At 43.6% G+C, this 25,594-nt stretch carries 18 protein-coding genes; 4 read left to right on the top strand and 14 right to left on the bottom strand.

Annotation, left to right across the window (positions count from 1 at the left end):
- Positions 1–56 precede the first annotated feature (56 nt).
- A complete protein-coding gene (locus FHW88_RS21255) occupies positions 57–506 on the bottom strand; it encodes a hypothetical protein (protein ID WP_090534366.1) in 450 nt (149 codons plus the stop codon).
- Positions 507–655: 149 nt separating this feature from the next.
- Here FHW88_RS21255 and FHW88_RS21250 point away from each other — a divergent pair, with 149 nt between their 5' ends.
- From FHW88_RS21250 to FHW88_RS21240, 3 genes are all read left to right on the top strand, one after another.
- Positions 656–3,103: a bifunctional YncE family protein/alkaline phosphatase family protein gene (locus tag FHW88_RS21250; RefSeq protein ID WP_176627836.1), complete on the top strand. Its 2,448-nt coding sequence runs from the start codon at positions 656–658 to the stop codon at positions 3,101–3,103.
- Positions 3,104–3,214: 111 nt separating this feature from the next.
- Positions 3,215–4,084, top strand: a complete 870-nt coding sequence (locus FHW88_RS21245) for an aldose 1-epimerase family protein (RefSeq protein WP_218117266.1) — start codon at positions 3,215–3,217, stop codon at positions 4,082–4,084.
- 88 nt (positions 4,085–4,172) lie between these two features.
- Positions 4,173–4,511 carry a hypothetical protein gene (locus FHW88_RS21240; protein WP_176627835.1) on the top strand — a complete coding sequence of 113 codons (339 nt, stop codon included), beginning with the start codon at positions 4,173–4,175 and terminating at the stop codon, positions 4,509–4,511.
- 203 nt (positions 4,512–4,714) lie between these two features.
- Here FHW88_RS21240 and FHW88_RS21235 read toward each other — a convergent pair whose 3' ends face one another.
- From FHW88_RS21235 to FHW88_RS21195, 9 genes are all read right to left on the bottom strand, one after another.
- Complete coding sequence (locus FHW88_RS21235; RefSeq protein WP_176627834.1) at positions 4,715–5,377, bottom strand: hypothetical protein; 663 nt, start codon at positions 5,375–5,377, stop codon at positions 4,715–4,717.
- A 5-nt stretch (positions 5,378–5,382) separates the two neighbouring features.
- Positions 5,383–5,544, bottom strand: coding sequence for a hypothetical protein (locus tag FHW88_RS21230; protein ID WP_176627833.1), 162 nt, complete (start codon positions 5,542–5,544; stop codon positions 5,383–5,385).
- Positions 5,545–5,818: 274 nt separating this feature from the next.
- Positions 5,819–6,187 carry a preprotein translocase subunit SecG gene (gene secG, locus FHW88_RS21225; RefSeq protein ID WP_090534360.1) on the bottom strand — a complete coding sequence of 123 codons (369 nt, stop codon included), beginning with the start codon at positions 6,185–6,187 and terminating at the stop codon, positions 5,819–5,821.
- A 9-nt stretch (positions 6,188–6,196) separates the two neighbouring features.
- On the bottom strand, positions 6,197–7,576 hold the full coding sequence (locus FHW88_RS21220; protein WP_176627832.1) for a hypothetical protein: 1,380 nt from the start codon (positions 7,574–7,576) through the stop codon (positions 6,197–6,199).
- Between the two features lie 21 nt (positions 7,577–7,597).
- Complete coding sequence (locus tag FHW88_RS21215) at positions 7,598–8,122, bottom strand: LptE family protein (RefSeq protein ID WP_176627831.1); 525 nt, start codon at positions 8,120–8,122, stop codon at positions 7,598–7,600.
- A 5-nt stretch (positions 8,123–8,127) separates the two neighbouring features.
- Positions 8,128–9,384, bottom strand: a complete 1,257-nt coding sequence (locus FHW88_RS21210; protein WP_090534355.1) for a sigma-54 interaction domain-containing protein — start codon at positions 9,382–9,384, stop codon at positions 8,128–8,130.
- A 111-nt stretch (positions 9,385–9,495) separates the two neighbouring features.
- Positions 9,496–9,864, bottom strand: coding sequence for a four helix bundle protein (locus FHW88_RS21205; protein ID WP_255485410.1), 369 nt, complete (start codon positions 9,862–9,864; stop codon positions 9,496–9,498).
- 57 nt (positions 9,865–9,921) lie between these two features.
- Positions 9,922–11,415 carry a MiaB/RimO family radical SAM methylthiotransferase gene (locus tag FHW88_RS21200; RefSeq protein WP_176627829.1) on the bottom strand — a complete coding sequence of 498 codons (1,494 nt, stop codon included), beginning with the start codon at positions 11,413–11,415 and terminating at the stop codon, positions 9,922–9,924.
- Between the two features lie 147 nt (positions 11,416–11,562).
- Entirely contained in the window at positions 11,563–12,420 is an 858-nt protein-coding gene (locus FHW88_RS21195; RefSeq protein WP_176627828.1) for a hypothetical protein, read from the bottom strand.
- A gap of 255 nt (positions 12,421–12,675) precedes the next feature.
- Here FHW88_RS21195 and FHW88_RS21190 point away from each other — a divergent pair, with 255 nt between their 5' ends.
- The gene (locus FHW88_RS21190) at positions 12,676–14,478 is read left to right on the top strand and encodes a hypothetical protein (protein WP_176627827.1); all 1,803 of its coding nucleotides are present in this window, start codon (positions 12,676–12,678) and stop codon (positions 14,476–14,478) included.
- A gap of 153 nt (positions 14,479–14,631) precedes the next feature.
- On the opposite strand, the gene sprA is transcribed toward FHW88_RS21190, so the two are convergent.
- The 4 genes from sprA to FHW88_RS21170 form a co-directional block, all read right to left on the bottom strand.
- Complete coding sequence (gene sprA, locus FHW88_RS21185) at positions 14,632–21,642, bottom strand: cell surface protein SprA (RefSeq protein WP_255485391.1); 7,011 nt, start codon at positions 21,640–21,642, stop codon at positions 14,632–14,634.
- 24 nt (positions 21,643–21,666) lie between these two features.
- Positions 21,667–22,251: a Holliday junction branch migration protein RuvA gene (ruvA, locus tag FHW88_RS21180; protein ID WP_090534345.1), complete on the bottom strand. Its 585-nt coding sequence runs from the start codon at positions 22,249–22,251 to the stop codon at positions 21,667–21,669.
- A gap of 259 nt (positions 22,252–22,510) precedes the next feature.
- The gene (locus tag FHW88_RS21175; protein ID WP_176627826.1) at positions 22,511–24,787 is read right to left on the bottom strand and encodes an NADP-dependent malic enzyme; all 2,277 of its coding nucleotides are present in this window, start codon (positions 24,785–24,787) and stop codon (positions 22,511–22,513) included.
- Positions 24,788–24,933: 146 nt separating this feature from the next.
- Positions 24,934–25,302, bottom strand: a complete 369-nt coding sequence (locus FHW88_RS21170) for an iron chaperone (protein ID WP_176627825.1) — start codon at positions 25,300–25,302, stop codon at positions 24,934–24,936.
- Positions 25,303–25,594 lie beyond the last annotated feature (292 nt).

The raw sequence follows: 25,594 nt of genomic DNA, 5'->3' as shown, positions 1-25,594 counted from the left end.
TGACCAGAGGCTAAATCATGCGTCACGAAAGATTTGTTTTTTAGTTTATTGCTAAACTATGTTAATTGCGCATTTAGCAGCGAAGTTCTGATCAGGTTTAGGGTTTTCTTTTCTGATGCTGAATCTTTTTCAGCAGACAAAACCGTATAGGTAATAACCGCAATCGTTTTTTCAGGCTTTATCAATCGCCAGGTGATAAGCATAATCATTGCACCATTATCTTCCGATTCTTTATAAGCAGGTCCTGCCAAAATTGTTCCATGCACGGTGGTTGCATAAGGCAAACCGGCAATCAAAAGTTTTAAATTTTCGTCTTCATTAATTCCTTCCGGAGGAATTGCCTCCATAATATTAAAACGAAGGCTACTTTTCGATTTCGGATCAAAGCAAGCTTCCTGATCCTCTCCTTCAGATTCATACTGCCAATGCGCAGGAAGGGCAATAATCAAGTTTTTATATTGATGTGTTATGAGTGGTATTTGCTTCTTTCTGAATAAATTAAACATAGCAGAAACTATTTGTTCAAATTCAAGTTTACTAAAATAGCAATTTTAAATTCTGTAGAAAATCTGTAGATATAAAGTTGTATTAAGTTTCTGTTAACAAGCCTTTCGGAATAAAACGATTTTGTAATTTTGGCTACAATCGTTTTCTTATGAAACTAAAACTCATCGCCGGCATTGTTCTTTTATGTGCGGCTTTACAATCATTCGCTCAAACTCCGGGAAAAATTGAACAAACAGGGCAGGTATTATTGCCCAACGGCTGGAAGCTTAGTCCCGCAGGCAGGTCTTTACCGCTCGGTGATCTGCCGTTAAACATGCAGCTTTCCGTGTCGGGTAAATTATTAGCTGTTACCAACAACGGCCAAAGCACCCAGTCGGTACAGCTCATCGATCCTAAAAACGAAAAACTGCTTGACGAGGTAGTGGTTAAAAAATCATGGTACGGGCTGGCTTTTAGCCGTGATGAAAAAAAACTATACGCATCAGGCGGTAATGACAACTGGATCCTGGTATTCAACATCGCCGGTAACAAATTGGGCACCCCGGATACCATCAAATTAGCACCAAATGCCTGGCCCAAAAATAAGGTTTGCCCTACCGGCATGGTAACTAACAAAAGTAACAGCCGCCTGTATTCGGTAACAAAGGAAGACAGCACCCTTTATATTATCGATCCTGATAAAAAAGATATTCTGAAACAGGTAAAACTGCCGGCCGAAGCTTACAGCTGCATTTTATCGCCCGATGAAAAAACGCTGTACATCTCTTTATGGGGTGGTGATATGCTTGGCTTTTACAACATAGCTACGCAAACGCTCAGCACTATTAAAACCAGCAGCCATCCTAACGAACTGCTTTTAGATAAGAAAGGGAAATTTCTGTATGTGGCCGATGCGAACGATAATGCGGTATCAGTAGTAAATACTTCAACTCATAAAATAATAGAAACCATTTCTACCGCGCTTTATCCTACCCGCCTCACCGGTTCAACCAGCAATGGCCTGGCCTTATCGCCAAACGGGAAAACGCTTTATATAGCCAACGCGGATAACAATTGTCTTGCTGTATTTGACGTTACTATGCCGGGCAGCAGCAAAAGCAAGGGCTTTATCCCGGTAGGCTGGTACCCAACCAACGTAAAAGTATTGGGTAATAAAATCCTGGTATCAAACGGCAAAGGGTTTTCATCAATGGCCAATCCTAAAGGGCCGCAGCCGGTTAAAAAAACCGATAACAGCGGTTACAAGCAAGGGGCCATCAACAGCCGGGAGCAATACATAGGTGGCCTGTTTAAAGGTACGCTGTCATTTATCAACAGCCCGTCTGATGCCGAACTGAAAACTTACACCAAACAAGTTTACGCCAATACACCGTTTACAGCTAAAGTTGAAAAAACAGCCAAGGGAGAAGAAGGCAATCCCATTCCGCGGCGCCTGGGCGAAAAGTCGCCTATTAAATATGTGTTCTATATTATTAAAGAAAACCGCACTTACGACCAGGTTTTAGGCGATATGCCGCAAGGGAACGGCGATACTTCGTTGTGCATCTTCGGTAAAAAAGTAACGCCTAACCATCACGCTATTGCCAATGAATTTGTACTGCTTGATAACTTTTACGTTGATGCCGAAGTAAGCGCCGACGGCCACAACTGGAGCATGGCTGCCTATGCCACTGATTTTGTAGAAAAAACATGGCCAACCAGCTACGGAAGCCGTGGTGGTAATTATGATTTTGAAGGTACCCGCAAAGCCGCCTATCCGCGCGATGGCTTTATATGGGATTATTGCAAACGCGCCGGTGTAAGCTATCGTACTTACGGCGAGTTTGTGAGCGATGGCAACCCCGGCAAAGCAAACTTAAAATCGCTGGAAGGGCATTTTTGTATCAAGTCGCCTGGCTTTGACCTGAATGTGAAAGATGTTAAAAGGACTGAGATCTGGGCCCATGACTTTGATTCGTTACTCACTATAAACGCGGTGCCGCATTTTAACACCGTGCGCATTTCAAACGACCATACCAGCGGGCAGCGCAAAGGCGCTATATCGCCTATCGCCGCCGTGGCCGATAATGATCTTGCCATAGGCCAGTTCATCGAACATTTATCCCACAGTTCGATCTGGAAAGAGTCGGTGGTTTTTATTTTGGAAGATGACGCCCAAAACGGCCCCGACCATATTGATGCCCACCGTTCACCGGTGTTTGTAGCCGGTCCGTATGTAAAACGCAACGCTGTGATCCACGGCATGTACTCAACCTCGGGTGTTTTACGTACCATCGAGCTTATTTTAGGCTTGCCTCCAATGAGCCAGTATGATGCAGCCGCTATGCCGCTATTTGATTGTTTCACCAGCAAGCCCGACCTTACACCATATACTGCCAAGCCGGCACAGGTTGATTTGGAACAGCGGAATATAGCGGTAAACGAGAGCAGCAAACGCTCGGAACTGTTTAATTTTGCCAGGGAAGACGCCGCACCCGATATCGACCTGAATGAAGTGGTTTGGAAGTACGTAAAAGGCGAAGCATCGGTTATGCCTGCACCAAAAAGGAGCGCTTTTGTAATTTTAGAACCTAAAAAAGAACAGGATGATGATTGATTTGTTAACTTCGTTGAACCGGAAGTTGTCCAATTAACGAATTCTTAATACATTGGTTTAAGGCCCGGTTTATGATTTATAAAGCCGGGCTTTTACATTAATTATACACCTATGATCACTCATTTAGAAAACGACCACATTAAAGTAGCTATCGACACCAAAGGCGCTCAACTGATTTCATTTATCAATAAAGCCACAGGTATTGAACATATGTGGCAGGCTGATGAAAAAATATGGCCATGGCATGCCCCCAATCTTTTTCCGGTAGTAGGCGGCCTCATTAATAATGAACTTTTGGTTGATGGTGAAAAATATGCCATGTCGCGCCATGGTTTTGCAAGGCAGTCGGAATTTTTCTTATTAGAGTCGGACGAGACATCGGCAAGCTATTCGTTACCAAATTGCGAAAACACCTTAAAGGTTTATCCTTTTAAATTTGATTTCCAGATCCTGTATCACCTTATTGATAACGCGCTTAGGATTACCTATAAAGTGATCAACCTCGATAAAAAATCAATATATTTTTCTGTCGGCGGGCACCCGGCATTTAATGTACCCTTTAACAAAGGCGAAAACTATGAGGACTATTACCTGGAGTTTGAAACTGAAGAACATTTTAACACTCACCTTTTATCAAAAGATGGCTTCTTTAACGGCGTAACCCACCCTGTACCAACTCCCAACAAAAAACTTTACTTAACCCGCGACCTGTTTAAGGATGACGCACTTGTTTTTAAAGATCTAAAATCGCGCATGGTAACTATTAAAAGCGATAAACATGATCAAACCTTAGCGCTTGAATTTCCTCATTTTAATTATCTTGGTTTATGGGCCAAACCGGGGGCTGATTTTGTTTGCATAGAACCCTGGCTTGGCTGCGCCGATACCGAAGGCAAACACGTTGACATTAAGGATAAAGAAGCTATCCAAAAATTAAGCGTGGGACATGTTTTTGAATCAGCTTATTTTGTTTGCTTGTAACATTTGGGTTACAATAATTTTATACTTAGATAAAACATTTTTCACACTTTTTCTCTTTCATAGAAAGAATCACTTAAATATTAAAACTATGAAAACTAAAGTTTATTTATTAGCCCTCACCATGCTGCTGTCATTTACAGCATTGAGTTCCTTTGCTGCTGATAGCCACGCGCTTACCCCACTAAGCAAGGAAGAAATAGCAACCATGACAACCGAGCAAAAACAAGCCCGTGTTGAGGAGATCAAGGCCCGCGTTAACGAGATTAAAGCGATGGATAAATCGGAGCTTACCAAAACCGAACGTAAGGAATTGCGTACCGAATTAAAATCAATGAAAAAAGAAGCCAATGCCCTTGGCGGCGGCGGTATTTACCTTTCAGTAGGTGCTATTATCATCATCATTTTGGTATTGATCCTGATATTATAATTTGAATCGTCTTGTATAAAAAACGCCTCCGACGAAAATCGGGGGCGTTTTTTGTTGGATATTCCATGAATATTTCCATAACGGAATTATAAGAAACGTCAGTTCACGTCCAATCGTCCGATAACAGTAAATATGATCGCCATTTTAGTTCAAGAAAATATATAAGATTTTACAATAACAGAAGTTACGATTGGAACTAATCGTCATGTTTTACGTGCATACTCACCGCGAAGCATTTTAACGAAATCGACCTCTTTTCTTGGAAGAAAGAAACCAAGGATACTATTTGGATTGCGGATGCATATTTGTATGTGGTTTTTGCGCTGAATGCCAGATCCGGGAAATGCTTCGCCTCCTTCCATAAAAGCGCCGCGCACAGAGTCAAAAAGCTGAATATTGGAATTCCCTTCTTTGATGAATTTTTCATGTAAGGCAAATATCCTTTCGTTCATGAACTCAATTACGGCGCAGTCTAACTCCCGTTTAAGTTTATCCTTATGCTTATCACCTTTAATATCAGTATTTTCAGGCATTGGTTTACCAAGGGCATTATTGGAAAGCTTCATGAGGGTGTAGTATGCTGAAACAACCTCAATATATTTACTATCTAAAAGATCACAACAGTTACCAAGGTCAATCACAGCTCCAATAACCGCCGCTTCTTTAATCTTTTTCCGCTTTACGTAATCTTCCGCCCATTCCAATGCACGCGTTTCATTATACTCCCAAAAGTACATACCATGCCCAAGCCAGTCGTAGGGCTTTTCGCTTTTTTTGATTTGATCGGGATGTTCTAATAATTTATCGCATGTTTCGCGGTCGCAGCCATGAAATCCTATAACCAGATTGGGCCTGCTATCATACATAACAATCAGGCATCGGCTTTCTCAAGTTCTTTGTAGGGTTGGGTGTAGTTACCCGCTTTATCCAGTATACCGGCAGCAATAAAAGACCTGAGCGCCTCTTCCTTTGTTAAGGATTTCCCGAGCTCTTTAGCCAATTCTATTAATAACTGCAGATCTTTCTCACTCATATTCGAAGTCTTTCTCCTGGTTAATTGACACAAATCTACAGATATGGTTTAATATCTGCAATATCCCCCCTTTATACCAAAAAGTTTCATGTCCCATCAGGTCCTCTCCGAAAGACCCCGATGGGACGGAATGTGTACAGTCTCCACCACTCCATTGGTACGAAGCCATAATGCCTTTTTATAAACTGCTCTAATACATCTGCGTTTTTTGACAAAAACAAAAAAAGCCCCTGAATATATCCAGAGGCTTTCTATATCTTGATTAAATACTTTATTATTTTTTGCTGCTGTCGGCTTTAGGAGCTGCCGGTGTAGCAGATGGCGTTAATGCCGGAGTTGATGAAGGAAGCGCGTTGCTTGGTTTTGAAGCTTTTTCAATTTGCTCACGCAGCGCAGGATTGTCTGCATTGTTTGATGAGCCGCCTTTTACAGCAACGTTAATAGCCAATGACAATACCATAAGGGTGATAGCTAACGCCCAGGTACCTTTTTCTAAAAAGTCGCCGGTTTTTTGTACGCCCATTAATTGTGATGAGCTTGAAAAATTTGATGCCAAACCACCGCCTTTAGGGTTTTGGATAAGTACGATAAGCCCTAACAGAGCGCATACAATTACGGTAACAATGATTAAAACGATATACATTTCTTTATATTAATTAGTTTTCTTCTCTAACTCCTCAATTTGGCTTGCAAAGTAACGGCTTTTTTCCGGGAATTTCAACATCAATTTTTTGTAAGTTGCAATAGCTTTGTGATATAACATCTGGTCGATGTAAATTTGGGCTAATGTTTCACTTACCAGGTCATTTCTGTCTTCCGAGCTCTTCTTTGCTTTGTTCTCATTATCGAGCTTATCAATTGATGGCGGCCTGATCTGGGGCTCCTCCTTAATAAATTTCTCAATAATGATATCTTCTTTTCTTTTTATCTCCGGCACATCGGGCTGAGGGGTTTTCTCCAGCTCCTCCAGAGATTGCGAATGGAAGATATTTTCATAATACTGATGCTGCAGTGCATCCGCTGTTTGGCTATCAGGCGCTACAGGTTTTTTTGGCTGTGCAACCGTTTCAATATTATAAGGCTGATAAGTTGATGCATATTCCTTACGGGTTTTATCTAACCACCACATAAAGGTATAAGGCATTTTCTCGTCGTTGTACTTTGATAAAACCTCCTGCTGTTCAGCAGCTTCAATTTCTGCCGGCTGCGGAGACGACTCCTGCGAGATGGCTTTATCTTCACTCCTTGTGTCAACAACCGAGTTATCAAACAAAAAATAATCCGTTGACGCGATATTGCCGATTATCCATTTTTCAGTTACATCGTCCCTTACGTCTTTAGCTTCTTCAACGGCAACCGGCGCCTCATCGGCCACCTCTGTTTTATCGTTTATCGCTGCTTCCGCATTAACATTAGCAGCAACGGCGTCATTCACATTAGCCTGGCCTATACTTATATTCTCGATCCCAACAATTTCATCGTAAACCTCATCATCTATATCGTGGGTAGATGAAATTGATTCCCCGTTGGGCTCAGTTGCAGCTGCTCCCGGATCAGCAAATTCCGTTACCGGTTCCGCATCCGCAATTTCAGGCTCATGATCATTGGTATTGATAAAATTGAAGCTGCTCTTATCCTGATCTGTGTCTTCGATTAAATCTTCGGAGATAGGCGGCAGTGTATCAGCCAGGTCATCAACAGCGGGACCGATATTAAAATAGTTTTCGGAGGCTGGCGCATTATTTACCGGGGCAACCTCAAGCAGGTTAATTACCTGTGATGAATTTACCGGAGAAAGGCCTTCGGGCTCCTGAATTAATTTATGCAGTAAAACGGGTTTGTAATAAACGGCCGCGCGTTGTACATCCTTATTGGTGCCGGCATGGGCAAGCAAAGCACGCAAAATACCGCTTTGCGGGTAGGCATCAACCAGTTGCTGCAGGTTATAACCATAAAAAGAACCTGTTTCGGCCGGGTTGGCCAACAGTTCATCTAATATTTCGTATTGCCTGCTGTTCAAATATTGATCCACGTGGTTGAAAATACAAATTGCCTACCAATTAGAAAAGGCTGCGTTAAAAATATCATCAATTAATTGCTTATTAATTTGCCGTATAAGCCCCTGCTCCTGCGAAGAAATATCCCCCCGGTAATCAGCAAACTTAGTAAAACTTTGCTCAAAACTAAGCTTTTTATCCGCCGGAGTTTTCGCGGCATCAAATGAAAATTTAACACGAACGGTAATAGTTAGCCTGTTAGCATCAGCAATTGGGGCCACATTATTTGCGGTAGCCTGAATAGATGCCGGAGCGATAGAATAACCGGTAATAGCACCCGACATGGTTGCGTCGGCCTCGCCGCGGACTAAGCTTAGGCTGGTTTGTGTACGGATCCTGTCTTTTAACGATTCGGTGAAAGTTTGGCTTAGGTTATTTACCACCAGCGGGGCGTTATTTTCAAAAAACTGCACATTGATGGTCTTCAAACCGGGAGGGATTGATTGGTTTTTGAGCGTGTAACATGATTGGCATATAAGTATCAGCACACACACCGAAATAATCCCCAAAAGTTTTTTCATCAATTTTATAAGTTTAGTTCTTTTATTTTCCTGTATAACGTACGCTCAGAAATCCCCAGTTCATTAGCGGCAAGTTTGCGTTTACCCTTATGTTTTTTCAAAGCTTTGCGGATCAGGTCTGATTCCTTTTCAATCAGCGATAATGATTCCTCTACTTCTTCGGCATCATGTGTTATATTAAAACCGTCGATAGTGCTGCTATTACTGCTGGTGTTTGTAACGGTATTAACGGGTTGTTGTAAAGTAAATTGTGGTTCGTTATTACCATGCAGCTCAATATCGCGGTAAAGTTGATTTAAGGTTTGCGGATTATTGGCATAATGTGGGGAAACACCGCCATGCTCAATAATATCGGCCACCAGTTTTTTCAACTCTACCATATCCCGCTTCATATCAAACAATACTTTATAGAGGATGTCACGTTCAGAAAAATCCTCTTTAGGCTGATTGTCCAAACGCATTGGCAGGTTACGCGCGCCGGCTTCGTGCGGGATATAGGTAAGCAGGGTTTGGGCGGTAATAATCCTGTCGCGCTCAAGTACAGCCAATTGTTCGGCCATGTTTTTCAACTGCCTTACATTACCCGGCCACGAATAGTTGGTTAATACCTGCTGCGCTTCTTCATCAAGCTGAATGGGCGGCGTACGGTATTTGTCGGTAAAATCAGCCGTAAACTTGCGGAACAGCAGAAACACGTCTTCTTTCCTGTCGCGCAATGGCGGAATCTTCAAAGGTACCGTGTTTAAACGATAGTAAAGGTCCTCTCGGAATTTGCCGTTCTTCACCGCCTCGTATACATCAACATTGGTAGCCGCGATAACGCGTACGTTGGTTTTCTCTACTTTCGACGAACCTACTTTGATATATTGTCCCGATTCGAGCACCCGCAGCAAACGGGCCTGGGTACCCAGCGGCATTTCAGCAATCTCATCTAAAAATATGGTACCACCGTTTACGGTTTCAAAATAACCTTTACGCTCACCAACGGCGCCTGTATAGGCTCCCTTTTCGTGACCAAAAAGTTCCGAATCGATAGTACCCTCGGGTATGGCGCCGCAGTTAACTGCAATAAATGGCCCATGCTTGCGCGGGCTCATCTGATGAATAATGTGCGAAAAAACCTCCTTACCGCTACCACTCTCGCCGGTAATCAATACCGAGATATCAGTAGGTGCAACCTGGTTTGCTATAGTTATAGCCCGGTTAAGCAATGGCGAATTGCCAATGATCCCGAAGCGTTGTTTTATTTCCTGTACTTCCATTTTAAAAAAGATTCAAGAAGTCAAGAGTCAGGAAGCAAGATTTGAGCGAAGATTTTCTCTTCATCAAATACCGCTTCTTATATACATCTTGTCTTTTAGTAAGAATCACGTTTATTCATCATCGGAGTTCAAAATGTACTCCCTAAAAGAAAATATCATTTTTTGAACTTCCACAACAAGGTCTAAGCAATCCTTTAATTTATCTTTAGAGCCGTAGCCCCTTCTTTCACATATTAATAATTGGGTCTCCACTTCAAACGATGAAGTAAGAGACGTTGTTAAGAACTCGGCAAAATGCGCCTTAGTTCTCTTGCCTGAACCTTCCGCTATGTTAGACGGAACTGAACAGGAACATCTGTTTAATTGGTCAATCAGGTTATATCTTTCCTCGATAGGTAATGCTTTACAATAATCATAAGTTAAATCAGTAAGATCCATTGATTTTTGCCAAATCTTCAAGCTCTTAAAATTATGCCTCATCATTATCTGATTCCTTATACCTTTCTTTCCTGACTCCTGATTCTTGACTTCCTGCCTCTATACCACTTTACCTATCAACGTAGCAGTTGTGCTGCGCTCAATCAATACGTTTACGTATTGCCCCGGCTTGTAATTTTCACCAACCGGGAAAATCACCATCGCGTTTTGATCGCTGCGGCCGCAATAGTCTTTGTCTGATTTTTTGGAGAAACCTTCTATCAGTACACGTTCTACCCGGCCAATGCGGGCCTGCATTCTGTAAAAAGAATATTCCTGTTGCTTGGCTACAATTTCGGTTAAGCGTTTTTGTTTTACCTCTTCCGGTATGTCATCGGCATAGCGTTTTGCCGCTAAGGTACCCGGCCTTTCGCTGTATTTAAACATGTAGGCAAAATCATACTTTACGTAATCCATCATGCTTACAGTATCCTTGTGCTCCTCATCTGTTTCGCTGCAAAAACCGGTGATCACATCGGTTGAAATTGCACAATCCGGAATGATACGACGGATAGCGTCGATCCTGTTGATGTACCATTCACGGTCATAAGTGCGGTTCATCAGGTCAAGAATACGGCTGTTGCCCGATTGCACCGGCAGATGGATATAATTACAGATGTTATCATATTTATTGATGGCATACAACACCTCATCGGTAATATCCTTTGGATGTGAGGTTGAAAACCTAACCCGCAGATCAGGATCGATCAGTGCTACCATTTCCAGCAGGTTGGCGAAGTTTACCCCTCCAACCTCCCCCAAGGGAAGGCTTTTGTCATTTTCAACGCCTGCTTCAATTTGCCCTTCTAAAGCACTCTCCTTTGGAGAGGGTTGGGGAGAGGTCCATTTATATGAATCTACATTCTGCCCTAATAAAGTAACCTCACGATAACCTCTGTCAAACAGGTCGCGGCATTCGGCAACTATCGATAAAGGGTCTCGGCTGCGCTCGCGGCCACGGGTAAAGGGTACCACGCAAAACGAGCACATGTTGTCGCACCCGCGCATAATGGATACAAATGCATTGATACCATTGCTGTTTAAGCGTACCGGGCTGATATCGGCATAAGTTTCCTCACGGGAGAGCAGCACGTTAACTGCCTTTTGACCATCATCTACCTGGTTAATGAGGTTCGGCAGATCGCGGTACGCATCCGGACCAACCACAACATCAACTAATTTTTCTTCTTCCAGGAATTTTGATTTCAGGCGTTCGGCCATACAGCCCAATACACCTACTACCAGGCCCGGATTTTTCACCTTGGCAACGGTAAACTCTTTTAAACGGTTGCGTACGCGTTGTTCGGCATTTTCGCGGATAGAACAGGTGTTGATGAAAATAACATCGGCTACGCTATAGTCGGCAGTGGTTTCAAAACCGCTTTCGGCCAATATCGATGCAACTATCTCACTGTCAGAAAAATTCATGGCACAGCCGTAGCTTTCAATATAAAGCTTGCGGCCATTATTTTTAGCTGTTTCGGCTTTTAACATTAGCGCCTCACCCTGCCTGCTCTCATCATGTGTTTTATCCGGAATAAGCAAATCCATCATTTATATAAAAAATTAGTTTGCAAAAATAAACAAAATTTAAATACCTAAATGACATATTGTCAGTATTAAATAAAATCTCATTTATTTCAAAAAAAAACGGGTAACACTTTCGCATTACCCGTTTATCCTATTCAAATAAGCCGTCACTTACTGCGTTAAAGCTACAGTGGTGGTATTATTGATTTGCCAGATAGCTGCACCGGGCGTAGGGAAGCTAACACCCTTGGTGCTACCTTTAACACCATTGTCCTGACCAAAATAGTAAAGCGGATGCCCTTTGTACACCAGTTGTGTTTGTCCGAATACGGTTATCACATCAAAGTCGGCTTTATTTAAAATAGAAGGAACACTTTGAACCGCCGTTACCGCATCGATTGGCCAGTTAGCATCATGTGCCGCCACACCGGTGCTGAATTTATTTGTCTTAAACGTATCCTTGGTAAACAGGTATAAAGTGCGGCCATTGGCATCTGTGATATATTGTGAATTTTCAGTACCGGCGATACCTTTGCTTGTGTATTGGTTACCATCATGCCCTATCAGTTGCGCGTAGGAAACCATAACGGTGTAATCCGGCTTGGCTATAAACCATGATTTGCCAACACCATCGCCGTTAACATCGGTAACAGCCACGTCTTTTGCATAATAATATAAAGGCCAGCCTTTATAGGTAGTTTGCTTATTCCCGTCGGCATTGGTGATAACGCCGAAGTCGGCAGCTGCCAGGCCGGTACCTATAGATGGGTTTTCTTTATAAAAGGCAGGCCAGGCTACAGCGCATCCACCGGTACAAGTTGAAACGTTGGCCGCATCATCAGAGAACAGGTACAACGCACGACCGTTATTGTCTGTTATGATGCTACCAAAAGTTGCGTTTGAGGTAAGCTGTACGCCGGTAACAGCTTTAGGTGTGGTCGGGTTGTTGTCGTGATTTTTTTTGCACGATGCTGCTAATAAAGTTAAAACAATTGAGCCTGTCAGGGCTAAGTACATTTTTGTTTTCATCGGGAGTCTATTAGTGTTAAAAAAAGGTTTTTATATAGACATAACGCCCTGAAATCCCCGAGGGTTGCTTAACAGTTAAACAAAACCACAATATCAGTTAATCAACAACATGCAAACTACTACAGGCACCTTCAAAAACAATGAATTAAGTATGAGTTTTTATAAAAAAACAGTTTACCCGCCCATCAACTGTAACAAAAGTTACTAACTTGCTGTTAAAGCATAAAACACAGGTAAAAAAGTAACAACCGGTAAATGGCACTCAATTTTTTAAAGCACCAGTGGCAAAAAAGAACGTTCAAATTTGTGCTGATACCGGTTATAGTGATATTGCTGCTGGCTGTAGTAGTAAACAGGTATTGGTCGCCCATTTTGGCCGCCAAAGTAAAGGATGTGGTATTAAGCAGCAGTGATAGCCTTTACAAAGCAGATTTCTCGGATGCCGAGCTGCATATCCTTCAGGGCAAAATTATTATTTACAATATAACCCTTAAGCCCGACACGACAGTTTATAATCAAAAAAAGCGTTTACGCCTGGCCCCCAATACCCTGGTTGAGCTCAAGGTAAAACGGCTGGTGCTTAACCATGTGCATCCATTTAAGCTCTATTTTCAAAAAAAACTTAATATTGGGCAAATCATCCTGAATGAGCCGCGCCTTAATGTAAGCTACCAGCTAAACCATACCAGGGATACTGTTATTAAAGATCGCCGTACGGCCTGGCAGCGGATCTCCAAAAGCTTGAAATCGATCCATATCGGCAGCATCCTGCTCAATGATGTTAACCTGAACTATGAAGATTACTCGGGCAACAAGGTGGCCATTTCCAAACTTAAAGAGCTAAACTTAAGTGCAAACGACCTGCTCATTGATTCGGCTACGCAATATGATAAATCGCGCCTGCTTTATTGCAAAGATATCGTCACCGAACTGAACAATTACACCGGAGAAACACCAAGCGGCCTGTACACTTATAAGATCAGGCACCTTAAACTCTCCACCCTTACATCACGGCTAAATATCGAAGGGCTTGCTATGCAACCTACTAAGTCGGATGTTTTTTTTGATAAAAGCAAGAAAGACCGGCTGGGCTTACTGGCCGATTCTGTGCAGCTAAACAATTTTGACTACTTAAATTATCACAAATACCGCACGGTTTCTGCTTCAAGCCTAACCATGACAAATGGCAAGATAACGGCTTTCACCAACCCGGGTAAGAAACCAGATCCTATAACAGATAAGGTTAAAACGTTCCCCAATATGATGATCAGGAAATTAAACCTTGATTTAAGGATCGATACCATGAAAATCCGGCACGTTGATGTGATCTATAACGAGTTCAATAAAAAATCTCAAAAAACAGGCACCGTTACATTTAACAATACCAGCGGGCATATTTATAATATTACCAACAATCCATCGGCCATAGCCAAAAACAACATTACCCTTGTTGATCTGACAACCTATTTTATGAACCGCGGCCGACTCGATGTGCAATTGAAATTTAATTTAAGCGATGAAGATGCTGCTTTCAGTTATAAAGGCACATTAGGATCAATGGAATTTGGGAGGCTAAATCCAGCTACCATGCCTTTGGCTATGGTAAAAATGACATCGGGCAGCGTAAAAAAATTCAACTTTGATATCCAGGCCAACAGCAAAGTATTTAAAGGCAAGGTTGATTTTTTATATAACGATTTAAAGGTGGTGCTACTAAAAGCCGATACGGTTAATGATCGTTTCAAAAGGAAATCAATCATGTCGATATATGCCAACCTGTTTGTGATCAGGCGCAGTAATCCTGATGATAAGGGGAAGCTCACTTCCTCATTAGTGATCTATAAACGTCCTAAAGATTCGCCATTTTTTAAAACTATCTGGAAAACCCTGCTTACAGGTATAAAACCATGCGTCGGCCTTGATGAAGAAAGCCAAAAAGCCACTAAGAACCGCATTGACGAACACCTCAAAAACAAGGAAGAACGGTTAAAGAATAAGGCACAACGCCAGAAAAGAAAAGCAGAACGAAAAAAATTGATGGACCAGGGGAAGTTTTGATAAGGTATGAAAATAACATCTCCACCACGTCATTGCGAGGTACGAAGCAATCCCCCACGGGCAGAGTAGCTATGCAAGCAGCCCTGTAAAGTTCGCGATTGCTTCGTACCTCGCAATGACGTTTCTTTATCAGGTCCCGTATTTCATTCAATTTTACTGCAGCAACAACTTCAAATTAATCCCAAAATTGGTAAATGATGTATTAAACGTTTGCGAAGTATAGGGCTTGGTAAGGTTTGAATCATAAAACAAATTCAGGTTAAAACGCTGGTTGATCACATAATCAACAGATGGCCTTACGGTAATATTTTGCGCGCCCGATGAGATCTCGGCCGATTCAACATCAGCACGGTAAATGAGCGTTTTATTATCGCGCAATGAAAAATCGAGTTTAAAGTTCACGTCCTTATGCTGGATCCCTTCAAACCAGCCAAACGGAAAATGGAAATCTTTGGTGTGGTAACCAAAGCCAAAAACAATGATCTTTTCATTTTGCTGTGCCAACTGGCTGTTAAGCATACTTAAGCTGAGCGAACGGCTTTGGCGATATTCGGCGTTGGCGGTCATACTGTTCTTAAAACGTACGCTTGCGCCCAGCAAAGGCACAAACTGCTCAAAAATGGTAACCTGCGAAAACTGGTACAACGGGAGGAAATCATTATTTAAATCGCGCGAAGTGGCAGCGCCGTTAGCCTCGCGATATTGCAGCAGCGAGGTAAAACCGCTTACATTATATGATGAACGGTAACCATGGCTCAGATCAAACGAATCAAAAATATCCTGGAACCAGGAGATCTTACCTAAGCCATTGTACGTTACCTGCCAGTTAGGAATAGGAATTTTAGGGAATTGCGACAGGTTACTGCCCGAAGCATTTTTACCTGCATATGCTGCCAGAAACGCCGGCACCAATACGTTTTGCGAATTTGGTCCGTAACCATCGGCATAACCACCAGCAACCCCGGCCGAATTTGGATTGGTACGCCCTAATCTTTGCGATATTACGGCGCGGGCATCCAAAAATTTCTGAAAGGTAGAAGATACATTGTTGATACCTTTTGCCGATTCAAAGGCCGTGCCAATGGTAAGGAACGATACACTATAGTTACCCGATGTAACCGGACTTAATGTTTCGATACTATTGCTTGATGCCAGGTATTTGAAATTAGCCTGGTAGTTATGGTCCTGGGTTTTAAAGGCGCTAAGCTCAATCCGAAGATCTTTAAATGGTTCAATAATACCCCTGAAATGCATGTCCTCATTTAGCGATGTGGTATATAACTGATTTTGCAGGGTATCGGTGGTGATCCAGCCGTTGGCAACTGCTTTAGCCCGGATATCTGTTTGGCTGCCCAATAAAAAGCCTAATCCGGGGGCATTACCATCTGCACCAAAAAAGCCCGACTGCGGTAAGTATCCCGGTAAAAACGTTCCCTGTGTACGGGTATAGGTTGCGCTTAGGTTTTTAACACTGGTTAGCAGGCCTATCAGGATATTGCTCTTTTTATTGGGATTGTTGGCCTTACGGATAAAAGGGAACTTATTATACAGCGACACCATATTCAGGGTTGGGTTAAGCTGGATTGCCCTTGAGTTTTGAATACTGTTGCCAACATCATAAGCGGTGCTATTGATAGCAAACAGCGGCTGTGTTTGCCAGTTAAAGTGTGTACTGTAACGCGCTACTGCCGATATCCAATCCAATCCCGGGATTTTGTTAATAGGTACCGTATAATTAAAGTTGATGGTGTGGTTATAATTGGTTGTACGGCCCAGTTTTTTCAGGTTATCCCAAAGGGTATCGCGCTTTAAACCATTGATACGACCGGCAGGCTCATCCACCACGGATAAATTGGTAGCATCAATATCCATCTGCAATGATTTCGACAGGTTCCAGCCTATACCATATACACGGGTAATGTTGAAATATTTATTAAATGTTGTTGTCGGGATAGGGATATAGTTATTAGGATCATTATCGCGCAGGGTATTCTCCGAATAAAAGCGGTTAAAATTGATGCTGAAATTTAATCGCGACGGCAGCAGGCTAAAGTTCAAATCGCGGAACAGGGCCAGCATATTGCTTTTGATGATCTTGGCAAATGGGCTGTAGTATTTGGGCTGATTGGTGTAGTTATAAGCGAGTGTGAGATTATAGGTTTTCTCCACGTCATTCTGCGTCACAAAATCATGGTGATTGTATTCCGTGTAGGCATAAGTGGCATTAAAGTTTTCGATATCCCAAATATGGTTAAGGGCATTTTGGTTTGTACGCGCCTTATGTACGTTGGTAAAGTTGATGCTTTTGCGGGTGGTAATATCAATAGCCGCGTTCCTGATAGAGTCGCGCTCTTTGGTGCTGGTTGCCGCCGCCAGCGACGCCTTCAGCTCAACATCCGGCGCTCCGGGATCATATTGCGGCATGCTCCTTTGTGATGACAAATTGATGTATGCCGGGATATGGATGCCGCTTTTATCCGGAAAAAACTTGCCCAGCTCAACATTAGCCGATACGTCATAGGTTTGATCATCACTCTGGCTCCGGTCGTTCAGCCTTGAATCAAGGGTACCGAAACCAATGGTTGTTTTACTGCCGGATACGGTAATATCGGCAAAGTCGGCAAGCTTGGCATCAATCCTCGCAGTAGCGGCCCATCCCCCGCGCTGGTCAAAATCGGTAAGGCGCAGCTCATCATACCAAACAGTTCCTGATTTATCCAACCCATCATCGGGCAAAACATTTGTGCCTTTATATGGATTGCGCACGCCAAGCATAATGGTACGCAGCTTGCTTAAATCGGGCTGGCCCTTGATATAAACTACCTTATCACCCTCGGTGTATTTAAAAAGCTGGTTGTAGGCCACGTTGGAGTGATTACGTGCAAGCTTTGCCCGGATCAGCAAATCAAGCTCCAGATCCATTTCATTAACATCCGGCCATATTGCTCCTGCATCGCTGGTACCCGGCTGGGTTATTTTTAAAGGCAATTCGTACTCATAATAGTTATCCTGGTAATCAACCCCGAGGCGGATAAACGCGTTCAGGTCATTATCCTTCAAATAATCACCCTCGGCATGGATAAACATTTGCATGCGTTTGTATTTGCGCAGGTCATTATAAAAAGTACGGAAGGCGGCCCTTGAATATCCATCGCGCAGGCTTTTTATATTAAGGGACAGTGATTGCTCGTTGAGCTTGGTATTGGTTTGCAGGTTATTGTAATTACGCTGACGGTTAATACCCGGCGGCACCACATAAGGTATAGGCGTGCGGTTACCGTTCTCTTCAATATTTACAGCCTGCACGTCGATGGTCGAATTATCTATCGGCGGGTTTTGGATAGCCGGATCGGCAATAACATTCAGCGGATTTTTTTCGGTATTGAAAGCACGCCACTCGCCGCGCACCAGTTCCAGTGTCGCAAAACGAAGCACGGCGGTATCGGCAAAATTAGTCATGAACATCCTCATAAAACGGATTGCCTTAAAATCCTGAATGTTGCCCACTTTTGATTGATAATCCGAGATCGGGATGCGGAACTGATACCAGTTAACCGCCTGAGTTGTGCCGTTGGGCAGTTTTACCTGCGCGGTAACTTTATCGCTGATGTAATTTTGCCCTACAACCATATCTGCCGGGCGCATGGATACTTTATACTGAAAGTATGAATCTTCCTGGCTCATGTTGTTATCCCGGTTAATATCCTCCCCATCGGGCAGGGATGTTGAAGCCGAGTTTTGCAAACCAAGTTCGGCCTGCGATTGCTGTGCTGTTTTCGAGTTACCGTCGGTACCGTTGTATTTACTGTAACGCTCAAGGATGCCGGCGCGGGCCTGATCAAGAGCCGGGCCCTGGTAATACTGATAATCATCGGATGAAGGGTCGGCAGCAATAGAAGTCGCGGCCTGCGCGTTCAGTTGTCCTTTTATCTGCTGAACAACCGGGGCAAATTTGGTTTGCTCATCCTGGTCGTTCATACCGTCCAAACCAACGTCCTGCAGTTTACGGGCATCGGGGTTGTTATCAAAAGCATTAATAACCGGCTGTAGTTTAGACACCCGCCCCCAGCTGGTTTCATCCACCTTGGTCAGGTCGCCGTCAACAGGCAAACCATTTTCCAGGCTTTTACGTCCATCTTTCAAAATATCTTCCGATATCGAGCCTAAGTTAAAGTACAAATCACCACCGGCCGAGTTGGGTTTGTATATGAACGGATCGAGCATCCAAAACTCGATGTAGGATACGTTCAACGATTCAAAATCATTTGTTTCCAGCTTCCTGAACATACCGCCCCAGCGTGTTTTAGGGTTTTGCAAGGTACCATCGGGATTAATGCCGGTGGTAGCATAGTTGTACGGCCCACGGATACTTGGATAAAAAGCCATGTTGAGCGTAGCCAGGCTAATCGGCTGCCCGGTAGCCGACTGCTTGTAAGGGAAAACTTCCTGCTCAATTACCTGCCTTACATAATGGTTGGAAAGCTCGCTTCTTGATATGGGGATGGAACCTGTATTGGTATAAAATATAGGGTCGATATTATAAAAAGCCAGCCGGGCACGGTTATAACCATAGCTCAGGTTATCAAACAAAGCCGATTCGCCAAATAGCTGCGGCGTTCCTGAAATTTGCCAGCTGTTAGCTCCTTTAATATCTATTACTGATTGACTGTTTTCAAAATCGTCAAGATAAGATGTGCCGTGTTTGGAGCCTGCAAAATTCAATGCACCGGGACTGCCAGGCATCAGTTTGGCAAACTCGCCATAAAAATTAATGGACGATGGCACTTTGGTATGGATGCCGGGGATCTTATCAACCAGCCTGGTTAAAAACCGGGAGTTTGAACTGTAATTGGCATCAAACCCCCAAATGGTATTGGAGATGGATTCTTCGCCGGCAATTTCATTTTGGGTGATAGGCTGTTCGGTAAGGTGCATCAAAGTAGCACCCAACTGAAGCTTATCGCTGGCATGATAATCAAGCCTGGTACCGTATAATGACTTTTGCTGCACGCCGAACAATTCATTATTCTCCAGCTTTACGGTAATAGGCTGACCGGAAGATAACAGTGCCTGGTTCAGGATCCTGATCCGCCCGGCATTGTAGTCAACCGTATAATCGTTCCCTTCCTGCAACTTCACGGTACCCGCGGTTACGTTCACCGATCCCTGCGGAATGTTAACTGCATTTAGTTGATACTCTGAACCACCTGTTGAGGTATAAGTTCCCTTGATTACATACCTGTTTAATGCCGGGAAATATTGCTGTGCGATGGTTTTGGTTGAGTCATACAATGGCTGATAAACGTATCGTTTAACCAGGTCGGTCTCGCCCGGGGTAAATTTGGATGCCAGGTCCGAACCAAAAGGCTCCACCACCGGGAACGAGATCCGCCCGTTTTGCGAATCGATGGTGATTCCTTCTAAAAAGTCAAAGTAGCCATCCGGCTTTTTATCGCTTTGCTGGTTGAGGTTATCAAGTCCTGCTACCTGGAGCCACAGCTTACCTTTTAGGTTTTGCCCCTCTTCCATTACCGTTTTTTCGATCCCCGTTTTATCATCAAGGCGGGTAACAGTTAACTTAAAATTGGTAGGGGCTATCTGAAAAGCACCGAGGGAGTAAATGTTTTTCATCATCAAATCCCAGGTAGGCAGGTTGGTTTTCAATAACTCGCCTTTCAGCAATTTCACAAAAAGCACATTAGGCGTATTTGGGTTAACGGCAACATCGCTGCTAAATTCACCCACCTGGTATTGCACACCATTAACAGTATACTGGTAAGCAACCGCCAGTACCTCATCATTATTCAAGGGATAATTTAGGGAGATGTAACCTAACTGCGGGTGCAGGGTATACTCCTTATCGGTAAGCTTGCGGGCATAAGTTAGTTTGGAATAGTTATCCGTATTGCCCGATCCCTGGAAAAAGCTGGCCACGTCATTAGAGTTAGTAAGCCTTGCATTTTGCGGCAAAACAGATAACAGGTTATTTGATTGCTGGGCAAAACCTGGTCCTTTAAAACCCGCGGGCAGGGCACTGCCGCCGCCCACAATCCTTGTTTTATTGTATGGGTTATTTTCACCAAGGTCCATGAAGGCCAATATATCGCGCGAATCGGTAGTTACATTGGTACGATTGGTTGTCCAAACCTCAATTTTAGTAATGTTTACATTGGAGCTGATGATCGGGATATTGGCCAGCGCCCTATTATAATTATTCCTGAAATATTGCGACAGGAAGAAGTGCTTGTTGGCCTCATAATCGGCAGGGGTCAACCTAAACTCGCCCTGTTGCGAACCATTGGCAATGGTGATAGTTTTTGACTGTGAGCGTTGCTGCGAAAAGATACTGGTAACATCCAGCCGCCCGAATTTCAGCTTGGTTTTAACGCCGAAAAGCGCCTGGCTGCCAGTGATCAGCGTGGTGTTAAGCGGCATACTAACCGTACCGGCTTCAATTTTCTGAATGATTTCATCAGGCGAGCCTGTATAATCCAGCTTGATCTGGTTTTCAAACTGGAACTGCGCGTCGGTGTTGTAATTGGTGGTGATCTTTAACTTATCGCCTATATTACCGGTTACGTTGAGCTGGATGCGCTGATCAAAGTTAAAGTTAAACTGGCTGCGCTGGCGGGTGTTAAAAAGCGGGTTTTGGTTTTTATTTATCTGCCCGGCCATGATCATTTCTGCGGAGCCTTGCGGACGGATATCGATCACCGAGCTGCCAAAGATCTGCTCAAACGTACGGCTCCTGATCTTTATGGGCGGTATAAACCCCGGCTGCTGCGAATCATAGGCATAATTATCTGCCAGTTGCTGAAAATAGCCACGCTGGGCCGACCGTTCTTTAAGCTTTAAATATTGCTCAAACGTAAGATACTGCGGTGGGCGATAAAGCAAATTACCGACCCTTTCGTATAAAATATAACGGTTTGTGGCCGGGTCATATTCAATGGTACGTACCAGGCCTGCCGGGTCGGTATTGAAAATACCTTCCCTCATCCGCTGGCTTCGTGGCGCGGTCAGATTTATTGGCGCATTTGATTTGGTTGTATCATTTTTAGCCGCAGGCGAAGGCTTTTGTTGTGCATACACATTACCCAGCCCCCCGAACACCACAATGAACAACACACTTATAAGCGTCTTATAAGTAAATACTTTGGTCAAAAGTTAGTAGATATTTATCCGTAATTATAGCGTTTTTAATGCAAACTTAATAAGCTCTTCAACCGTTAATTCACCATTATTTTTCTTGATCTCCTGGTCTAATACCTTTTCGGCAACGTTACGCGCAAAGCCCAGCATTACTAATGCTGATAATGCTTCATCCTTAACCGTCTGGCTCACCGGCACAACAGTTAAGGTATCGGGGCCTTCCTTTCGCAGCTTATCCTGCAGCTCCAAAATGATCCGCTGGGCCGATTTTGGCCCTATTCCTTTTATCCGCTGGATTAATGAAACATTACCGGTCACAATAGCCGCCTGGATCTCGGCCGGGCTTATGGACGATAACATCATCCTTGCCGTATTTGGCCCGATACCCGAAATGGAGATCAAATGTAAGAACAACCTGCGCTCGCCTTCTGTAGCAAAGCCGTAAAGCGTGTGCGCGTCCTCTTTTACGTGTAACCATGCAAAGAGTTTACATTTTTCGTCGTCACTAATGCCCGAATAGGTATTTACCGAAATATTAATATGATACCCTACCCCTCCCGCATCTATAACCACATATGACGGGCTTTTAAACATTAGTTTCCCACTAATATAATCATACATATATTATTACTTTATTAAGATTATTAAACAATGATGTTAATGGCAAACAGCCTTTACAGTGATTATCCAAAGATAAAATTCCGGCGTCATTATGTTCATATAATGACAAACAAAAAGCTGCGTTATACTCGCCTTAAAAGATAAAGACGCTAAGCATTTAAATACCAGCGTCTTTAGTCCCCTCTAAATCTCCCCCGGTAGGGGAGACTTTATGGAGATTTCTTAAAAGTCCTCCCTTCCGGGGAGGGTTTGGGTGGGCTTATTTGGCTGCTGCTTTTGCTTGTGCATCAACCACTGCTATGGTAACCATATTTACAATTTCACGTACCGAACTGCCCAACTGCAGCACATGCACCGGTTTTTTTAAGCCAACCAATATCGGCCCAACTGCTTCGGCGCCGCCTATTTCCTGCAAAAGTTTATAGGCAATATTGCCCGACTCCAGGTTAGGGAAAATCAGCGTATTGGCCGGTTTACCATTGAGTGTTGAGAACGGGAAGTTATCATCAAGCAAATCAGCGTTAAGCGCAAAGTTGGCCTGCATATCGCCGTCGACAACCATATCAGGATATTTTTCGTGCAGTATCGCTACTGTTTCCCTGGTTTTTTCTGGTATCTCCCCTTCGTTCGAACCAAAGTTAGAGTATGATAACACAGCCACCCTCGGGCTGATATTAAACTGTTTTACTGAGCGTTCAATCAGCACGGTAATATCAACCAAATCATTCACACACGGGTTTACGTTCACCGTAGTATCACCAAAAAATACAGGGCCTTTAGCCGTTATCATCATATACATGCCCGCAACACGGTTCACACCTTCTTCAGTACCGATAATTTGCAGGGCCGGTTTTACTGTGGTTACATAGTTTTTGGTTAAACCTGAGATCAGCGCATCGGCCCGGCCAAATTGTACCATACAAGCGCCGTAGTAGTTACGGTCTACCAATTGCTTTTTAGCCTCGTACAGGGTAATCCCCCTGCGCTGGCGTTTGTTATACAGAAACTCGGTATACTCATCCATATGCTCACATCCTTCCCGTGGATCAATAATATGAACATCGCCCAAATCAAGGTCATTATCATGGATGATCTTTTTGATCCTGTCGATATTGCCCAATAAAATAGGAGTGGCAATACCTTCTTCTTTCACTATCTGTGCCGATCTTAAGATCTTATAATTATCGGCCTCGGCAAATACAACGCGCTTAGGGTTCTGTTTTGCTTTAGCGGTAAGGTTACGTAACAGCTTATCATTAGTACCCAGGCGCACCCTCAGCTCCTCCGCGTACGCATCCCAATCGGTGATCACCTTACGGGCTACTCCTGAAGCTATGGCCGCTTTTGCCACCGCCATGGATACCTCGGTGATCAACCTTTGGTCCATTGGTTTAGGGATGATGTAATCCTTGCCAAATTTCAGGTTAGTAAGGTTATAAGCGAGGTTAACGGCTTCGGGAACCGGCTTTTTAGCCATTTCGGCAATGGCATGTGTTGCGGCAATTTTCATTTCCTCGTTAATAGCAGTAGCCCTAACGTCAAGCGCCCCGCGGAAGATGTAAGGAAAACCAAGCACGTTATTTACCTGGTTAGGAAAATCGGAACGGCCGGTTGCCATAATAATATCATCGCGTGTGCCGGCTGCAAGGTCATAATCAATTTCGGGCACCGGGTTGGCCATAGCAAAAACAATGGGCTTTTTAGCCATGGTTTTCAGCATATCGGGGGTTACCACATTACCTGCCGAAAGGCCGACAAATATGTCGGCATTTTTCATGGCATCGGCCAGTGTTTTAACATCTGTACGGGCAGTAGCAAACTCCATCCTGATATCGTCAAGGTCGGTGCGTTCCTGGTTTAGTACACCATTGATATCAAACATCACCAGGTTCTCTTTTTTAACCCCTAATGACAGGTACATTTTTGAACAGGATACCGCGGCGGCGCCCGCACCGTTAACTACCATCTTTATCTTATCCAGTTTTTTTCCCTGGATTTCGCAGGCGTTCATCAAAGCCGCGCCGGATATAATGGCGGTACCATGCTGATCATCATGCATTACGGGAATATTCATTTCGGCTTTTAGCCTGCGCTCAATTTCAAAGCAGGTTGGGGCCGAAATATCTTCCAGGTTCACACCACCAAAAGTAGGCTCAAGCGCTTTTACAATGTTTACAAAATCATCTACACTTTTAGCATTCAGCTCAAGATCAAATACATCAATATCAGCATAGATCTTGAACAGGAGACCCTTACCCTCCATTACAGGCTTGCTGGCCTCAGGGCCGATGTTGCCCAGGCCAAGTACCGCAGTGCCATTACTGATCACGGCTACCAGGTTGCCTTTAGCGGTATATTTATAAACATCTTCGGTATTGTCAGCAATCTTTAAACATGGCTCAGCCACACCGGGCGAGTAGGCCATGGTTAAGTCGCGCTGCGAATTTGTTGGTTTGGTAGGTACAACTTGTATCTTTCCGGGACGGCCTTGCGAGTGGTAATTCAGCGCATCCTGTTTTCGGTTAGTTTTATTCATTTTTTTCAAATTGAAGCGCCCAAAATTACAATTCTTTTTATGGAACAAACATAAAAAAGCCCCTTTTTGCGATTATGTTAAAAAGAGGATAAAATATGGTTAAAGTTTTGATAAGATGCGTTTAAAAGAACGGATTTGGCAATGTTCTATTTTTTCTTCTTTGCCTTCTCCATATTTTTCTGAACCCTGAACTTTACAATTTTGGTGATCAGCTCAAGGGGCATAGGCTCATCAAGCGGAAACTGAACCGAGCCTTTTGCCCCTTTATAGCCCGAAAGTTCTTCTTTAAATTCTTCCAAACCCTGCGGTGCGGGATAAAAACCGATGTGATTTTTAAAACCGCCGAAGTGTACCAGGTTACCGTTAAGAATAAATGTTGGAATGGCGTATTTAATAGCTTCTTCGGCATCAGGCGCGGCCGCCCTGATGGTAGCACGTACCAATTGCAGTTTTTGTTGAACATCTGCCGGGAAACCGGCTATGTATTCATCAATATTTTCCTTTGGCTTTTCCATGTTGATGAGTGGTTGGTTGAAATAAATCTACGAAAAAACATGTCATTGGGAGGAATCATCTCTTGCGCTCGTTTGCAACGAGTGCTTAATATGGTTTGGCGATTGCATCGCCAGTCGCGTTACAAACGCTAACCCAAGATAAGCACTCGTTGCAAACGAGCGCAAGTTAATGAGACATAACGGCTAAGCTGCTTTTGCCCCGGCGGCCAGAGGCCGCTTGATAGTTGCCACTCGCCATGATGCGAGCGGCGGCGAGGGGGGGGTAACAGGGTTAACACTTTTCGCAATTTGT

Source organism: Mucilaginibacter sp. SG538B (assembly GCF_013376065.1).
GTDB classification, from domain to species: domain Bacteria; phylum Bacteroidota; class Bacteroidia; order Sphingobacteriales; family Sphingobacteriaceae; genus Mucilaginibacter; species Mucilaginibacter rubeus.
Note: the sequence above shows the minus strand (reverse complement) of the source record. Positions and strands in the feature narration are given on the sequence as shown.

Excerpts from the sequence above, each read along its gene's own strand:
- FHW88_RS21255 (WP_090534366.1), bottom strand. The coding sequence starts at position 506 with ATGTTTAATTTATTCAGAAAGAAGCAAATACCACTCATAACACATCAA.
- FHW88_RS21250 (WP_176627836.1), top strand. The coding sequence starts at position 656 with ATGAAACTAAAACTCATCGCCGGCATTGTTCTTTTATGTGCGGCTTTA.
- FHW88_RS21245 (WP_218117266.1), top strand. The coding sequence starts at position 3,215 with ATGATCACTCATTTAGAAAACGACCACATTAAAGTAGCTATCGACACC.
- FHW88_RS21240 (WP_176627835.1), top strand. The coding sequence starts at position 4,173 with ATGAAAACTAAAGTTTATTTATTAGCCCTCACCATGCTGCTGTCATTT.
- FHW88_RS21235 (WP_176627834.1), bottom strand. The coding sequence starts at position 5,377 with ATGTATGATAGCAGGCCCAATCTGGTTATAGGATTTCATGGCTGCGAC.
- FHW88_RS21230 (WP_176627833.1), bottom strand. The coding sequence starts at position 5,544 with ATGAGTGAGAAAGATCTGCAGTTATTAATAGAATTGGCTAAAGAGCTC.
- secG (WP_090534360.1), bottom strand. The coding sequence starts at position 6,187 with ATGTATATCGTTTTAATCATTGTTACCGTAATTGTATGCGCTCTGTTA.
- FHW88_RS21215 (WP_176627831.1), bottom strand. The coding sequence starts at position 8,122 with ATGAAAAAACTTTTGGGGATTATTTCGGTGTGTGTGCTGATACTTATA.
- FHW88_RS21210 (WP_090534355.1), bottom strand. The coding sequence starts at position 9,384 with ATGGAAGTACAGGAAATAAAACAACGCTTCGGGATCATTGGCAATTCG.
- FHW88_RS21205 (WP_255485410.1), bottom strand. The coding sequence starts at position 9,864 with ATGAGGCATAATTTTAAGAGCTTGAAGATTTGGCAAAAATCAATGGAT.
- FHW88_RS21200 (WP_176627829.1), bottom strand. The coding sequence starts at position 11,415 with ATGATGGATTTGCTTATTCCGGATAAAACACATGATGAGAGCAGGCAG.
- FHW88_RS21195 (WP_176627828.1), bottom strand. The coding sequence starts at position 12,420 with ATGAAAACAAAAATGTACTTAGCCCTGACAGGCTCAATTGTTTTAACT.
- FHW88_RS21190 (WP_176627827.1), top strand. The coding sequence starts at position 12,676 with ATGGCACTCAATTTTTTAAAGCACCAGTGGCAAAAAAGAACGTTCAAA.
- ruvA (WP_090534345.1), bottom strand. The coding sequence starts at position 22,251 with ATGTATGATTATATTAGTGGGAAACTAATGTTTAAAAGCCCGTCATAT.
- FHW88_RS21175 (WP_176627826.1), bottom strand. The coding sequence starts at position 24,787 with ATGAATAAAACTAACCGAAAACAGGATGCGCTGAATTACCACTCGCAA.
- FHW88_RS21170 (WP_176627825.1), bottom strand. The coding sequence starts at position 25,302 with ATGGAAAAGCCAAAGGAAAATATTGATGAATACATAGCCGGTTTCCCG.